The organism is Flavobacterium nitrogenifigens, from assembly GCF_003254565.1.
Lineage (GTDB): Bacteria > Bacteroidota > Bacteroidia > Flavobacteriales > Flavobacteriaceae > Flavobacterium > Flavobacterium nitrogenifigens.
In genome coordinates, this window is record NZ_QJRI01000179.1 from 200,735 (window position 1) to 214,571 (window position 13,837).

12 protein-coding genes are annotated in these 13,837 nt (G+C 31.7%); 3 read left to right on the top strand and 9 right to left on the bottom strand.

Annotated features, from left to right (window positions below):
- Nucleotides 1-2: 2 nt before the first annotated feature.
- Nucleotides 3-473: a hypothetical protein gene (locus DM397_RS18115; protein ID WP_111378876.1), complete on the top strand. Its 471-nt coding sequence runs from the start codon at nucleotides 3-5 to the stop codon at nucleotides 471-473.
- Between the two features lie 118 nt (nucleotides 474-591).
- On the opposite strand, the gene sufD is transcribed toward DM397_RS18115, so the two are convergent.
- The 6 genes from sufD to DM397_RS18145 all read right to left on the bottom strand — a co-directional run bounded on the left by sufD (nucleotide 592) and on the right by DM397_RS18145 (nucleotide 5,565).
- Entirely contained in the window at nucleotides 592-1,908 is a 1,317-nt protein-coding gene (gene sufD, locus DM397_RS18120) for a Fe-S cluster assembly protein SufD (protein WP_111378877.1), read from the bottom strand.
- Nucleotides 1,909-2,026: 118 nt separating this feature from the next.
- Nucleotides 2,027-2,395 carry a four helix bundle protein gene (locus DM397_RS18125; RefSeq protein WP_111378878.1) on the bottom strand — a complete coding sequence of 123 codons (369 nt, stop codon included), beginning with the start codon at nucleotides 2,393-2,395 and terminating at the stop codon, nucleotides 2,027-2,029.
- Nucleotides 2,396-2,442: 47 nt separating this feature from the next.
- The gene (gene sufC, locus DM397_RS18130; protein ID WP_008466070.1) at nucleotides 2,443-3,189 is read right to left on the bottom strand and encodes a Fe-S cluster assembly ATPase SufC; all 747 of its coding nucleotides are present in this window, start codon (nucleotides 3,187-3,189) and stop codon (nucleotides 2,443-2,445) included.
- Nucleotides 3,190-3,200: 11 nt separating this feature from the next.
- Nucleotides 3,201-3,689: a flavodoxin family protein gene (locus DM397_RS18135; protein ID WP_111378879.1), complete on the bottom strand. Its 489-nt coding sequence runs from the start codon at nucleotides 3,687-3,689 to the stop codon at nucleotides 3,201-3,203.
- 7 nt (nucleotides 3,690-3,696) lie between these two features.
- The gene (sufB, locus tag DM397_RS18140; protein ID WP_111378880.1) at nucleotides 3,697-5,145 is read right to left on the bottom strand and encodes a Fe-S cluster assembly protein SufB; all 1,449 of its coding nucleotides are present in this window, start codon (nucleotides 5,143-5,145) and stop codon (nucleotides 3,697-3,699) included.
- Nucleotides 5,146-5,235: 90 nt separating this feature from the next.
- A complete protein-coding gene (locus DM397_RS18145) occupies nucleotides 5,236-5,565 on the bottom strand; it encodes a HesB/IscA family protein (protein ID WP_111286450.1) in 330 nt (109 codons plus the stop codon).
- 331 nt (nucleotides 5,566-5,896) lie between these two features.
- Between DM397_RS18145 and DM397_RS18155 the strand changes: the two genes are divergently transcribed.
- Both DM397_RS18155 and DM397_RS18160 read left to right on the top strand, forming a co-directional pair.
- On the top strand, nucleotides 5,897-6,817 hold the full coding sequence (locus DM397_RS18155; protein WP_111378882.1) for a coiled-coil domain-containing protein: 921 nt from the start codon (nucleotides 5,897-5,899) through the stop codon (nucleotides 6,815-6,817).
- 83 nt (nucleotides 6,818-6,900) lie between these two features.
- A complete protein-coding gene (locus DM397_RS18160) occupies nucleotides 6,901-7,758 on the top strand; it encodes an MBL fold metallo-hydrolase (protein ID WP_111378883.1) in 858 nt (285 codons plus the stop codon).
- Nucleotides 7,759-7,826: 68 nt separating this feature from the next.
- On the opposite strand, the gene DM397_RS18165 is transcribed toward DM397_RS18160, so the two are convergent.
- From DM397_RS18165 to DM397_RS18175, 3 genes are all read right to left on the bottom strand, one after another.
- Nucleotides 7,827-10,004, bottom strand: coding sequence for a T9SS type A sorting domain-containing protein (locus tag DM397_RS18165; protein WP_162615499.1), 2,178 nt, complete (start codon nucleotides 10,002-10,004; stop codon nucleotides 7,827-7,829).
- A 160-nt stretch (nucleotides 10,005-10,164) separates the two neighbouring features.
- Nucleotides 10,165-12,972 carry a T9SS type A sorting domain-containing protein gene (locus DM397_RS18170; protein WP_111378885.1) on the bottom strand — a complete coding sequence of 936 codons (2,808 nt, stop codon included), beginning with the start codon at nucleotides 12,970-12,972 and terminating at the stop codon, nucleotides 10,165-10,167.
- Between the two features lie 162 nt (nucleotides 12,973-13,134).
- Nucleotides 13,135-13,836, bottom strand: a complete 702-nt coding sequence (locus tag DM397_RS18175; RefSeq protein ID WP_111378886.1) for a glycoside hydrolase family 78 protein — start codon at nucleotides 13,834-13,836, stop codon at nucleotides 13,135-13,137.
- Nucleotide 13,837: the final 1 nt, after the last annotated feature.

A 13,837-nucleotide genomic window follows, 5' to 3' on the forward strand; every position in this document is an offset into this window, starting at 1 on the left:
AAATGGCAATTTTAAAAAGAATAGAAAATGATGAGCTTTATTTATATATGAATGGAGTTCTCATTTATAAACGCTGGTTAAGTACTGGAAATTCCAAAATATTTGACATAATGGCTTATGACAAATATACTTTAATGAGTTATAAAGATTTACAATATGAGAATTCAAATGAATTGTTTTCAGTAAAAGCAAAGATTAAACTTAAAGAAACTAATGGAGGAGGAAGGAAAACAGGTATTGCTAGTGGTTATAGACCCGATCATGTTTTTGAGTATGGAAATGATGGAAAAGTAAATCAAGCCTTTATGGGAGATATTATCTTTGAAAATCAATCGACTATTGAACCAGGAGAAGAAAAAATAGTTACAGTCAGATTTTTACTTAATCAGCCACTTGAAAAATATCTTAATAAAGGACAAGTTTGGTGGATTCATGAAGGGCCAAATTTGATTGGAAATGCAGAGATTTTATAAGTATTATAGATATTTAACCGCAAAGAGCGCAAGGTATAAAAGCGCAAAGTTCGCAAAGTTTAAAACTAAACCTTGCGAACTTTGCGTAAATCTTTGCGAACCTTGCGGTTAAACAATTCTACAAATCAAATCCTAAATTCACACCTAATTTCATGGCAATGATTTTAGTAATTCTTTGTTTTAATTCTGGTATTTTAATGCTTTCGATAACGGCATTTGAGAATGCGTACATCAATAAAGCTTTAGCTTCTTTTTTCGGGATTCCGCGTGATTGCATGTAAAACATTGCTGTTTCATCAAGCTGTCCAACAGTACATCCGTGAGAACATTTTACATCGTCAGCGAAAATCTCTAATTGCGGTTTTGCATTGATTGTAGCTTTGTCGCTCAATAAAATATTGTTGCTCTTTTGGAAAGCATTTGTTTTTTGAGCTTCTTTTTCTACCAAAACTTTTCCGTTGAAAACTCCTGTCGAACGATCAGAGAAAATTCCTTTATAATCTTGGAAACTTTCACAGTTTGGCTGTGCGTGGTTTACCAAAGTATAATGGTCAACGTGTTGTTTGTCATTTAAGATAGAAATTCCGTTTAACGTACTTGTCAATCTTTCTCCAAAATGGTAAAAGTTTAAGTTGTTACGAGTTAAATTTCCACCAAAAGAGAAAGTGTGTACATATGCATGACTTTCTTGCTGTTGAGAAACGTAAGTGTTGTCAATTAAATTGGCTTCACTATTATCGTTTTGAATTTTGTAATAGTCAACAATCGCACGTTTTTGAGCAAAAATCTCGGTAACAGAGTTTGTTAAAACTGGATTTTCATTCAAACTTTGGTGACGCTCAATAATTTGTACATGTGAATTTTCACCCACAATAACCAAGTTTCTTGGTTGAACCATTAAAGCAGATTCTGCACCAGTTGAGAAGTACATGATCTCAATTGGTTTGTCTGCTACTTTTTTCTTTGGGATATTGATAAAAGCACCTTCCATTGCAAAAGCAGTGTTCAATGAAGTCAAGCTGTCATCTTTGCTTGCAATTTGATTGAAGTAGGTATCAATAACCATTTTGTATTTTGGTTTTGTTAATGCCGATGACATCAAACAAACATCGATTCCGTCGTGCGTTGTAGAAGACAAATGCGAACTGAAAACACCATCGATAAATACTAATTTGTAAGTATCAATTTCGTGTAAAAAGTATTTTTTTACCTGATTAAATTCGATTGCATTTTCCTGCTTTGGAAAAACCGTAAAGTCATTTTTTAAGATGGCATTTAGCGATGTATATTTCCAAGCTTCTTCTTTTTTGGTTGGGAAACCTTTATTTTCGAAGTTTTTTAAAGCATTTGTGCGTATGTCATGTAAATCTGAATGTACATCGACACGCTCTTCAAAAGCCATAAAAGACGATACTAATTTTTCTTTTAAATCCATTGTTCTTTTTAGTCTTAAAGTCGAAAGTCGAAAGTCAAAAGACTTTGGATTGTCGACTGTTTTTGCCAAAAGGTTAAAAATTTAAAGCATAAAGTTTAAGACTTTATGACTTTCGACTTTATGACTTTGGGCTCAAATATTTAATGAAACCGCTTAATAATTTCGATATTTCTGTAATCGATTCTAAAAGCATTTCAAATTCTTCTTTTAAAATATATTCTAAATCAAATGCTAAATATAATTGAGATCTTACTTCTCCTGCCGATGCTTTGGCTACATATAAAAAGTAAACAAACTCTTTATCAGTATTTCTCTCAAAACCTTCTGCTATATTTGATGATATAGAAAGTGATGCACGTCTTATTTGTCTAACAAAATCAAAGTCCTTTTTGAAATTAGAATTTTCAGTAATCAAATATATTTTCTTATTGAAGATTCGAGATTTTTGCCAAGAATTTATTTCCTCAAAAGATTTGAACTTACTCATATTGTATTTTCGACTTTATGACTTTTGACTTTCGACTTTCAGACTGACTAATTCTCTGCTTTGATCCAGTCGTATCCTTTTTCTTCTAATTCGTAAGCCAACTCTTTTCCTCCAGATTTTACGATTCTTCCGTTGTAAAGAACGTGAACGAAATCAGGAACGATATAATCTAACAAACGTTGGTAGTGCGTAATAACAATAATTGCGTTTTTGTCGCTCTTTAATTTGTTTACACCATTAGCCACGATTCTTAAAGCATCGATATCAAGACCAGAATCTGTTTCGTCAAGGATCGCTAATTTTGGCTCTAACATTGCCATTTGGAAGATTTCGTTTCTTTTTTTCTCTCCTCCAGAAAAACCTTCATTAAGAGAACGAGAAAGAAATTTACGGTCGATTTCTAATAATTCAGATTTCTCACGAATAACTTTCAACATTTCGTTTGCCGGCATTTCTTCTTGTCCGTTTGCTTTACGAGTTTCGTTGATAGCAGTTTTCATAAAGTTAGTAACGCTAACTCCAGGAATTTCTACTGGATATTGAAAAGAAAGGAAAACACCTTTATGTGCTCTTTCCTCTGGAGCTAAATCAGCAAGATCTTCTCCGTCAAGAATTACCTCTCCGTCTGTAACTTCATAGTTTTCGTTTCCTGCAATAACAGCAGAAAGTGTACTTTTTCCAGAACCGTTTGGTCCCATTATCGCGTGAACTTCTCCAGCTTTAACTTCTATATTAATTCCCTTAAGGATTTCTTTATCACCAATCGCGGCGTGAAGGTTTTTTATTGATAACATTGTTCTTTATTTTATATAAATGTCAATTCTATTTTTGTTGTTTGGTTTAGGATATTGGCATTAAAATGCGCGTGTCCTAAATATTCCATGCCTAAATAATCGGCTGATTTTTGAAACGGAATATAAAAACTTTCGTCAGTTTCATTATCGTGAGAATTTGATATCACCCCGATTTTTTTCCCTCTTAGTTTTCTTCCAGTTTCTTTTTCAATTCGGATTAAATCTGAAATCCTGTCGAAAAAGACTTTCATAATTCCGCTCATATTATACCAATAAATGGGCGTTGCAAAAATTAAAGTATCATACTGTTCGATAATTCTTCTTATTAAAGGCAAAAAATCATCGCCTAAATTTTTGCTTTCGTAATCATAATACGAAATATTATAATCACTTAAATTAACTACATCAATGTTGTGTTCTTTCGAAAGTTGATCCACAATTTTTACTGTGTTTCCGTTTTTTCTAGAAGAACCTAAAATGATGACTGTTTTATTCTCCATCTTTAAATTAACCTACAGATCCTTCTAAAGAAATCTCTAATAATTTTTGAGCTTCAACGGCAAATTCCATCGGAAGTTTGTTCAAGACGTCTTTACTGAAACCATTTACAATTAAGGCAATCGCTTTTTCAGTCGGAATACCTCTTTGGTTGCAATAGAAAACCTGATCTTCTCCAATTTTACTTGTAGTTGCTTCGTGTTCGATTTTTGCAGATGGATTTTTACTTTCGATGTATGGGAAAGTATGCGCACCGCAATTGTTACCCATTAACAATGAGTCACATTGAGAAAAGTTTCTGGCATTCTCTGCTCTTGGTGAGATTTGCACTAAACCACGGTAGCTATTTTGTGATTTTCCAGCCGAAATACCTTTAGAAATAATAGTCGATTTGGTATTTTTTCCTAAATGGATCATTTTTGTTCCAGTATCAGCTTGTTGGAAATTATTGGTTACAGCAATAGAATAAAATTCTCCTACTGAATTATCTCCTTTTAATACACAAGAAGGATATTTCCAAGTTACAGCAGAACCTGTTTCAACTTGTGTCCAAGAAATTTTAGCGTTTGTTTCGCATAAACCTCTTTTAGTTACGAAGTTGTAAACTCCACCTTTTCCTTCTTTATTTCCAGGGAACCAGTTTTGAACTGTAGAATATTTAATTTCAGCATCGTCCAAAGCGATTAATTCAACCACAGCAGCGTGCAATTGGTTTTCATCACGACTTGGAGCAGTACATCCTTCAAGGTAAGAAACATAACTTCCTTCATCTGCAATAACTAGAGTTCTTTCGAATTGTCCAGTTCCTGCTTGATTGATTCTGAAATAAGTTGAAAGTTCCATTGGGCACTTAACGCCTTTTGGAATATAACAGAAACTTCCGTCAGAGAAAACCGCTGAGTTTAATGCTGCATAGAAGTTGTCTTTTTGAGGTACAACAGTTCCTAAATATTTTTTTACTAATTCAGGATGTTCTTTAATAGCTTCAGAAATTGGACAGAAAATAATTCCTTTTTCTGCCAAAGTTTTCTTGAAAGTTGTTGCTACCGAAACAGAATCGACTACAATATCCATAGCGACATTGTTCATCTTTTTTTGTTCATCGATAGAAATTCCAAGTTTTTTGTACATCTCTAATAATTCTGGATCAACATCGTCTAGAGTTTTATTAGGATCTACTTGTTTTGGAGCTGAATAATATGAAATTGCCTGAAAATCTGGTTTTTCATAACGTACGTTTGCCCATTCCGGCTCGATCATTTCTTTCCATGCACGGAAAGCCTCGATGCGCCATTCGGTCATCCATTCAGGTTCTTCTTTTTTAAGAGAAATAGCTCTTACAATTTCTTCGTTTAAGCCAATAGGGAAAGTCTCAGATTCTATATTGGTATAAAATCCGTACTCATATTCTTTAGTTTCCAGTTCGATCTTTAAATCGTCTTCGGTGTATTTGCTCATTATATTTTTAATGTTGTCTTAAAGTTTTTAAAGTCCAAAGTTTAAAAGTCAGTCAAAGTCTTTGCAGACATTATGACTTTCGGCTTTTGACTATAAAGAGAATGATTCTCCGCAACCGCAAGTTCTGCTTGCATTTGGATTATTGAAAACGAAACCTTTTCCGTTTAATCCGCCAGAAAATTCTAAAATTGTTCCAGCTAAATAAAGGAATGATTTTTTTTCAACAGCAATTTGTATGTCGTTGTCAACGAATATTTTGTCGTCTTCTCCTTTGGTTTTGTCAAATTTTAAATCGTAAGACAAACCAGAGCATCCACCGCTTTTTACACCTACTCTTACATAGTCGTGTGCGGCGTCAAAACCATCATCAGTCATCAAATCGATGATTTTCTTTTTGGCAGTATCAGAAACTTTTATCATTGTTCTTAGATGTTTGTTTTTAATGAACATTTTTGATCTGTAATGAATTTAGTACAGATTTAAAACGCTAATTTTCAATGTTAAATAGAAATTATCGGCAAAGATACGACTTAAAAACCTTTTTCCATAGCGGTTCACATTATTATAACAAATGTGAAAATAGATAATACTTATTTTGATAAAATCGACTTTGAAATAGTTCTAAAATTTCAAAAGGAACTCCTTTTTAGAATTAAGCTGCAAATATCGCTCCTAAATGTTAAAAAACAAGTATTTCTACTGATTATAACCATTTTTTATTCAATAATTTTGCAGAAAATTAGGAGTAATTATGAAAAAACAAAATGAAATAAAGTGGTTTAAACCCTTGTTTGCTATAATTTTTGTTTTAGGAGTAGGTGCTGTAGTCTTGGTTTTTAGCAGTGAACCTGATAAGAATAATAGTGGAGCCAAAAAGGAAAGTATTGCCAATATAATCTCATTTGAAAGTAAAGAAACAAGTGAGCAGAAGAATATTTTGGACTCTTTAAATGCATTAAAAAAGGCATATGATCAGGCTATTTTAGAAAAAACAGCTTTATCTAAAGAGTTAGAATTAGAGCGTAAAAATGTTGAGAATTTAGTAGCTATTATTAAAGCTTCTAATAATCCATCGGCGGAGCAGATTAAAGTTTATCGCAATCAGCTTTCAGATTTAAATGCATCATTAGGAAGCAGAGTTCAGGAAATTAAAAAACTGAAATCTCAGAATAAAAATTTATTGACAGAAATTGAAAGCCAGAATGTGGTCATGTACAATCAAAAGATAGAAAATGACACTTTAGTTTCTAAACAAAAAAAGTTAGAATCGACTTTAAAAGATGCTTCAAAATTGTATTTAAGCAATTTTAAAGCAATTGCACTTCGTGAAAAAAATTCTGGAGTTGAACTGGAAACAACAAAAGCAAAGAATACCAAAAAATTAAAAATTAGCTTTACCGTTAACGGAAATGCTGTTGCAAAGACAGGAAGAAAAGTTTTTTATGTTCAAGTTTTAGATCAGAAAAACACGGTTCTGGGCGATAATAAGCTGATTGAGTTTGGTAATGATAAAGCGCTTGTTTACAGTTTTATAGTAAGCACCGATTTTCAGGGTAAATCGGTAAATGCATACGGAATTTTGAATGCTGACCAGTTTAAAAAAGGAACCTATTTTGTGAATTACTTTGATAAGCAGGAAATAATGGGAAGCACTTCGATTACATTAGAATAATCAGAAAATTTGTTTTTAGCTTTAAATTTTAGCAAAAGGAGTTTGAATTTTCTAGCTTTGTTCTTTTTTAGAAAATCATTCTCATGAAACTTTACCCAATAGAATCCGGAAATTTTAAATTAGACGGAGGTGCAATGTTTGGCGTTGTTCCTAAAACCATTTGGAATAAAACCAATCCTGCCGATGCCAATAATCTTATCGATATTGCTGCACGCTGTTTATTGATCGAAGACGGTAATCGTCTTATTTTGATTGACACCGGAATGGGTGACAAACAATCTGAAAAGTTTTTCGGATATTACTCGCTTTGGGGATCACATTCTTTAGATAAGTCTTTGGCAAAATATGGTTTTAATAGAGATGATATTACAGATGTTTTTATGACACATCTCCATTTTGACCATTGCGGAGGAAGTGTGCAATGGAATGCTGATAAAACAGGTTACGAGCCAGCTTTTAAAAACGCAAAATTTTGGACAAACGAAAACCATTGGGAATGGGCAACAAAACCCAATGCTCGAGAAAAAGCTTCTTTCTTGTCTGAAAATATAATCCCAATGCAGGAAAGCGGACAGCTGAATTTTATTGAAAGACCTGAATCTGATTTTGGTTTTTCGGCAGCACTTGGTTTTGATATTTATTATGTTGACGGGCATACTGAAAAACAAATGATTCCTTACATCAAATATCAAGATAAAACGATTGTTTTTTGCGCCGATTTATTAGCAACAGCAGGACATATTCCGCTTCCGTATGTAATGGGTTATGACACAAGACCTTTGCTAACAATGCCAGAGAAATCTAAATTTTTGAATTTGGCAGCAGATAATAATCATTATTTGTTTTTAGAACACGATGCGCACAATCAAATTATTACTGTTGAACATACCGAAAAAGGTGTTCGATTGAAAGATGTTTTTACTTGCGAAGAGATTCTTTAAACAGAATTAAATAATCCCATTTCAAAATATTGAAGATGGGATTATTTAATTGAACTAAATTGTATGGTTTATTCTAGGATTATTTTTTTCGCAGAAGCGGCATCGCCATTTATTAAATACACATAATAAACTCCTCTTACCAAACCTGATAAATCAATTGTATTATCTGTGCTCGCATTATTGAGAGTAAAAGATTTTACTAGTTGACCTAAAGAATTGTAAACTGTTGCTTTGTCTAATGCAATATTATTGATGTTTATTTCTCCTTTAGTTGGATTTGGGTACATTATAGCGTGTACGAAAATAGAATCGTCAAGACCCAATGTGGCACAATCTGTAGCATATTTTGCTTCAGTGTTTTTTATTGTTGCCCAGTTTAGATTAGAATAAGTAGGGTTATCGACTTTAATACAAGTTAAATTAGGATTGTTTTTAAAATCGGAGTATTTTGTATTTAAAATAGTATTATTTCCATTTTTAAGATTTAACGAAATTAATTGGTTAGAGGAACAAGAAAAATTGGTTAATTTGGAATTGTTAGAAACATCAAGAATTTTTAACAAGTTTGAAGAACAATTTAAATTAGTTAAGGCTATAAAATCTTGAATTCCTGTTAAATCGGCAATAAAGCTTGAAGATACATCTAGTGATGTAATTCCTGAAATACTAGAGGTCGCTACTATTCCATTTTTTCCATCAGTATCAATTTTTAGCGCAATCAATTTATCTTCAAAATTGCTGTCAGGTATCATGGTGTAAGTTGGACAGTTTGAAGAATATTTTGCAATAGGATCACTATAAAGTTTAAATTCATAGCCTTTTGAGCGCTCATCTAATTGAATACAAGTTAGATTTGGATTATCTCTCATGTAGGCATAAGAAAGCCCCAACCATGCACCGTTATTACCATTTTTTAGGTTAAGACTTAGAAGTTTATTAAGACCACAAGATAGTTGTCTTAAATCATAATTTTTTGAAATATCTAAAATTACTATTTTATTAGAACCGCAATCTAAATAATGTAGTTCAAGATTTTTAGAAACATCTAAAGCGGTTAATCGATTGCTGTGACAATCAAATTCATTCAAGAGAGTATTTTTTGTAATATCCAATGTAGCTATATAATTATAACTACAGTTTAAATAGCTTAAAAGAATATTTTTACTAACATTTAAATTTGTTATCTGATTATGAGAGCAATTAAGAGATGTCAGTGCTTTAAAATCTTCTATTCCGGTTAAATCTTGAATGTGTAGTTCACTGACATTGATTCTCTCAACTTTTACGATTTTTTCTGTTAAGACTGCTCCATTTACTTCATCGTCAAGACCAAGTGAAACTAATTTTTGTTCAAAATTCCGGTCAGGAATCAAGGTATATTTTACTCCACAAAAAGGAACATAATTTGCCGTATCATCTTTTTTAGTTGGCCAGTTTGCATTAGAATAATAGAGGTTATCAACTACTATACAATCTAAATCGGGATTTATTGTAAAATCGATATAGGTTAACAAAGTATTTTTTAGGTTATGTAAATTCAAATAAGTTAGACTATTGTTGTTACAGCTGAACTCTGTCAGCTTTGGATTTTTGGAAACATCTAAAATAGTTATTTTATTATATGCACATGAAAGAATTGCTAGATTCGGACTGTTTAGATCTAAAGATGTTAATTGATTTCTTTCACATTCTAATTGAGTTAGATTAACATTTTTTGAAACATTTAATAGCGTTAATTTATTGTAAGCACAATTCACTTTCGTTAAAGCAATATTTTTAGAAAGATCTAAGCTCGTAATTTCATTTTGCTTGCAATATAAAGTGATAAGTGATGTACTTCTAGAAACATCTAGACTTTTTATTTGGTTTTCTTCACAAGAGATAGAAGTTAAGGCAACATTTTTGTCAAGGTTTAGACCTATTAATTTGTTTTTATCACAGTTTAAAGTCTTTAAAACGGTGTTTTTAGAAAGATCTAAATCAACTAAATTATTTGAATAACATTTTAAATCGACTAATCTCACAAAGTCTTGAATGCCTGTAAGGTTGTTTATAGAACTTGAAGAAACATCTAATGTTGTTAAGTTAGCAATTCTAGAAGTAAGTACTTTTCCGTCGGGAGTCCCAGAGTCGATTCCGAGTTTGATTAGTTTGTTTTCAAAATTCAAATCAGGAATTAAAGTAGATTGGGCATAAAAAGAAAAGCTGGTTAATAAAAGTAAAAATAAATGTAATTTTGTTTTCATAAGAAAAGACATATGTTTTAAAATGCAAGTATAATTTATTTAAACATATTTTACCTACAAAAAATGAATTATTTTTCAATAGACAACTAAAAATTATTAATTAAAAAAATCCCGTTTTCACAACTTTGAAAACGGGATTTTATAATTTAACTAATTGACATTATTCTACTATAACTTTTTTAGCAGAAGCGGCATCTCCATTGATTAGATACACATAATAAACTCCTCTAGGCAAGCCAGATAAATCTAACGTGTTCTCTTTATTTGCGTTGTTTAGAGTAAAAGATTTTACCAATTGCCCTAAATAATTGTAAACTGTTGCTTTGTCTAATGCAATATTATTAATCGTTATTTCACCTTTTGTTGGGTTTGGATATACAATGGCTTGACTAAATTCAGATTTGTCAATACCTAGACTTTTACAAGTATTAGAATAGCTTGTGGTAGTTTCTTTGATATGCGACCAATTTGCATTAGAAAAATCAACATCATCAACCTGAATACAGCTCAATTTAAGGTTTTTCAAGAAGCTTGTTGTATCGCCATATCCTGCTTTTTTCCCAGTCTGTGAAGGCAATATAAAATTTCTGTTGTTGCCATTTTGAACATTTAGTGATGTTAAAGGGTTGAATTCAACAAAAATAAGTTCTAAAAGAGGATTGTGACTTAAATCTAAAGTGGTTAATTGATTATGGCTTAAGTTTAAATATCTTAAAAGAGGATTTTGACTAAGATCAATCTCTGTTAATTGGTTGTTATTAAGATATAGCCACACCAATTTTGGATTTGCAGTAACGTCGATTTCAGAAATGTTTGTGAGGATACAATTTAATTGATTCAAATTAGGAAGATTTGATACATTTAAAGTTGTCAAATTATTTCTTCCGCAATAAATAGTTTCTAATTCTGGGTTTTCTGAAAAGTCTATACTTGTCAATAAATTTTGATCGGCAACTAAAATATGAAGTTTTTTATTTTGCGATAAATCAATCGCTGGAACTAGATTGTTACTGAATGATAAATTGTATAATTCGGTATTTGCAGTAACATCTAAACTTGATAAATTATTAAAGTCTAAACCTAATCTTGTTAGATGTTTATTATGGCTAACATCTATACTACTGATCGTGTTATCAATACATTCTAGAGCAATTAAAGCTGTAAAATCTTCGATTCCAGTTAAATCAGAAATATTTGAACTTTGTACATTTAATGAAGTTACTTTACGTACACTTTCTGTTTTAACTTTACCATTTTTACCATCAGTATCAATTTCTAAAGCGATTAATGCGTCTTCAAAATTTGAATCTGGTATTAAAGTGTATTGCGTACAATCTTCGTTGTAATTTGCTGTAGCATCTTTAAGAGAAGTCCAATTTGTATTAGAATAAGTAACATCATCAACTTCAATACAGCTTAAGCTTGGATTTGAAGTAAAATTAGAACTAAGATCTAAATTTAAATTGTTGCCGTTCTTAATGCTTAATTTTTCTAAAGTATTGTTGGTACAATCTAAAAGAGTCAAAGAAGTATTTTTAGAAAGATTTAATGTTACTAGTAAATTTCCTGAACAATTTAAACTGTTTAAAGCAGTGAAACCGCTAATACCCGTTAAGTCTTTAATAGAACTTGAAGAAACATCTAAAGAGGTTACGCCTGAAATGCTACTGTTTAAAACAGTTCCGTTTTGTCCATCGGTGTCAATTCCTATATCAATTAATTTCGTTTCAAAGGCAAGATCTGGTATAGGCGTAACTAGAGAACAGTCAAAAGTTGAATATGATGCAGTTGCTTCTTTAAATGCAGACCAATTTTGATTCGCATAAAGTGCATTATCAACAACAATACAAGTTAATAGCGGATTTTTTGTAAAATCAATCTCGTTTATATTTAAAGAAACAGAACCATTGTTTCCATTTTTCAGGTTTACTGTTGTCAGCAATTTATTGTTGGCGCAAAGCAATGAAGTTAAAGCAGTATTATTTGAAAAATCTAAACTTGTAAATTGGTTAGATTGGCACCAAAGTGCACTTAACTTAGTGTTGTGTGAAAAATCAACATTACCTAACTGGTTTGATGTACAAAAAAAGTACATTAATTCAGTATTTTTCGAAAGATCTATAGTTGTAAAGCTATTATAATTAATATTTAAGGTTTGAAGATTAATATTAGCAGAAAGATCTAAAGCACTCAAATTATTATAAGAAAGATCAAGGTAAGTTAGGGCGGTGTTTTTAGAAAGGTCTATAGAAGAAATTGTATTTGACATACAGTTTAAAGATGTTAACGATTTAAAATCTTCTATTCCAGTCAAATCACTAATATTACTGTAGTAAAGGTCTAAAGTTTCTACAGAAGCAATGTCTGAGGTCAAAACTAGTCCATCAACAGTTCCAGAATCGATTCCTAAAGAAATTAATTTGTTCTCAAAGTTAATGTCTGGAATTTGAGTGTATTGAGGGATATTTACTACAGAGACATTATCAATCAAAATTTCTGAAGTTGCTGTTCCTTCTACTCTAATAATAACTCCGATGTTTTTAGTTGCAGTAGCTACATAATCAAACTCAATTTTTCTCCATTCTGAATTTGATGAAGTATTGTCAATAGAACTTGTAATTGGTGTCTGCGAAACATCAGAATCTATTAAGCCTAATTCAAGAGAAGTAATAGATCCAGAAACCAATTTATGGTAACCAGTAACTCTATAAGTTTTACCAGTCTCTACTGGGAAATAAGCGTTAGTAAACATATAATTAAGAGTACCACTTGTTATTTCTATTTTGGTACTCGAATTTCCATTCTGATGATCGGAATCTTTATAGATAAGTCCACTAAAAAATCGTCCCCAATCATCTGGCTGAGAGGAAGATGTCCAATTTTCAAAATCTCCGTTGGAAACTAAATTGGTTTGTGCATAAAAAGTAAAATTTGCTAATAAAAGCATTAAAAGTAATTTTGTTTTCATAGACTAATACAGTTTTTGGATTTGCAATGATACAATATTCGTTTCATTATTCTTTACGGAAAGACGTAACGAAACAAATAGAATCAGTACTTTACAAAAAACTCCCATTTTCATTTGTTGAAAATGGGAGTTTTTGATTTAACTAATTGTAATTTTTGAAGTTTAGTTTGTCTTAAATTTCCAAATCTGACCTACAGTTTCACCGCCTTTATTGTCTTTGACAACAATTCTCCAATAATACTGCGTTGTAGGCTGAAGTGCAACCTCAATTGATTTTGCACTTATGTTCTCACTTACTTTTGCCGTTGGCGGATTTGCCGTTCCAAAATATACATCATAAGTCAAAATATCTGCAGTATCAACATCAGAAGCGTTCCAAGTTAAAGTTGCAGTTGACGTGCTCAAGGCTGCATTGATTGCTGGAGCGATCAATTCTGGAGCAAAAGGCAAATGATTCACCACAGCTGTGCCAGCCGTATAAAACTTAAATGTTGAAGAATAAGCACTAGACAATCCTTTAGCATCTGTCGCTTTAACTCTCCAATAATAAGCTGTATTTTTCTCTAAAGCTAAAGCACTGGTAGAAAGAGATGAATTATCAAGCGTATTGACGATTTGAGCAAATCCGTTATCTTTTGCAATTTGAATCTGATAAACGATTGCATCTTTTTGTTCATCAGTTGAAGCATTCCACTGAAAAGAAACATTATTGTCTAAACATAATTTATTGTCTGCAGGTATACTCAATACAGGTACTGTAGGAGCTGTGTTTACTGCCGGAGGAGTAACTGGATCATCTCCGCCTCCGCTTCCACAGGCCGCAAATACTAAACAGATTATTGATAAGTATATAGAATTCTTCATT